The organism is Colwellia sp. BRX8-5 (assembly GCF_014077325.1).
Lineage (GTDB): Bacteria > Pseudomonadota > Gammaproteobacteria > Enterobacterales > Alteromonadaceae > Colwellia_A.
In genome coordinates this window covers 1-1,895 of record NZ_JACGVR010000065.1, presented here as the reverse complement: position 1 = coordinate 1,895, position 1,895 = coordinate 1, and the positions used below count along the sequence as shown (strand labels likewise).

At 43.3% G+C, this 1,895-nt stretch carries 1 protein-coding gene; it reads left to right on the top strand.

Translation table 11 applies throughout. The features are described 5' to 3' along the window. Positions 1-1,895: tandem-95 repeat protein (locus tag H4J62_RS19860; RefSeq protein ID WP_182231136.1), on the top strand; the 1,895-nt coding region annotated here is incomplete at both ends.

Below are 1,895 nucleotides of genomic sequence, written 5' to 3'. Positions count from 1 at the left end.
GTTACAGATGGTGCTGGTGATACCGAAAGTTCTACGCTAACAATTTCAGTAACTCCAGTTTCAGATTTAAGTGATGATAATGAAACCGTTTCTGTCGCAGAAGATACAACCGCCACAGGCAATGTGTTATATAATGCTGAAACAGCAGATGGTCCAATGACCGTCACTAGCTTTACTGTCGGTGGTAATACATATAGTGCAGGTGATACCGTTACTCTCACTGAAGGTGAGTTAACTTTAAATACCGATGGTAGCTATACCTTCACACCCAATGACAATTTCAATGGTGCTGTGCCAGTGATCAGCTACACCGTTACTGATGGTGCTGGTGATACTCAGAGTTCTACCCTAACTATTTCAGTGACACCGGTTTCAGATCTAAGTGATGATAGTGAAACTGTCACAATAGCAGAAGATACAACAGCAACAGGTAATGTCCTCGATAACGCAGCAACTGCAGACGGTCCATTAACTGTCACCAGTTTTACTGTTGGTGGGAATACGTACAATACAGGTGACACGGTTACTCTTACGGAAGGTGAGTTAACTTTAAATACCGATGGTAGTTATACCTTCACACCTAATGACAATTTCAACGGTGCCGTGCCAGTGATCAGCTACACCGTTACCGATGGTGCTGGTGACACTCAGAGTTCTACCCTAACTATTTCAGTGACACCGGTTTCAGATCTAAGTGATGATAGTGAAACTGTTTCTGTTGCAGAAGACACAACTGCCACGGGCAATGTTTTAGACAATGCAGAAACTGCCGATGGTCCAATGACCGTCACCAGCTTTACAGTTGGTGGGAATACGTACAATGCAGGTGACACGGTTACTCTTACGGAAGGTGAGCTCACCTTAAATGCAGACGGTAGCTACACTTTTACACCGAATGATAACTTCAATGGTAGCGTACCCGTTATTACTTATACAGTTACCGATGGTGCTGGTGATACACAGAGCTCTACCTTAACAATTTCAGTAACTCCAGTGTCTGATCTGAGCGACGATAATGAAACTGTCACTGTTGCAGAAGATACAACAGCAACAGGCAATGTTTTAGACAATGCTGAAACGGCAGACGGTCCAATGACCGTCACCAGCTTTAGTGTTGGTGGGAATACGTACAATGCAGGTGATACGGTTACTCTTGCGGAAGGTGAACTCACTTTAAATGCAGACGGTAGCTACACTTTTACACCCAATGACAATTTCAACGGTGCTGTGCCTGTTATTACTTATACCGTTACTGATGGTGCGGGTGATACACAGAGCTCTACCTTAACAATTTCAGTAACTCCAGTGTCAGATTTAAGTGATGATAATGAAACCGTTTCTGTCGCAGAAAATACAACCGCCACAGGCAATGTGTTAGATAATGCTGAAACAGCAGATGCTCCAATGACCGTAACGAGTTTTACTGTTGATGGGAATACGTACAATGCAGGTGACACGGTTACTCTTGCGGAAGGTGAACTCACTTTAAATGCAGACGGTAGCTACACTTTTACACCGAATGACAACTTTAATGGTGCTGTGCCAGTGATCAGTTACACCATTACCGATGGTGCTGGTGACACAGAAATTTCAACTTTAACAATTTCAGTAACACCAGTGTCAGATTTAAGTGATGATAGTGAAACTGTCACGATAGCTGAAGATACAACCGCCACGGGCAATGTGTTAGATAATGCTGAAACAGCAGACGGTCCACTAACTGTCACTAGCTTTACAGTTGGTGGGAATACGTACAATGCAGGTGACACGGTTATTCTCACTGAAGGTGAGTTAACTTTAAATACCGATGGTAGTTATACCTTCACACCTAATGATAATTTCAACGGTGCTGTTCCTGTTATTACATATACAGTTACCGATGGTGCTGGTGACAC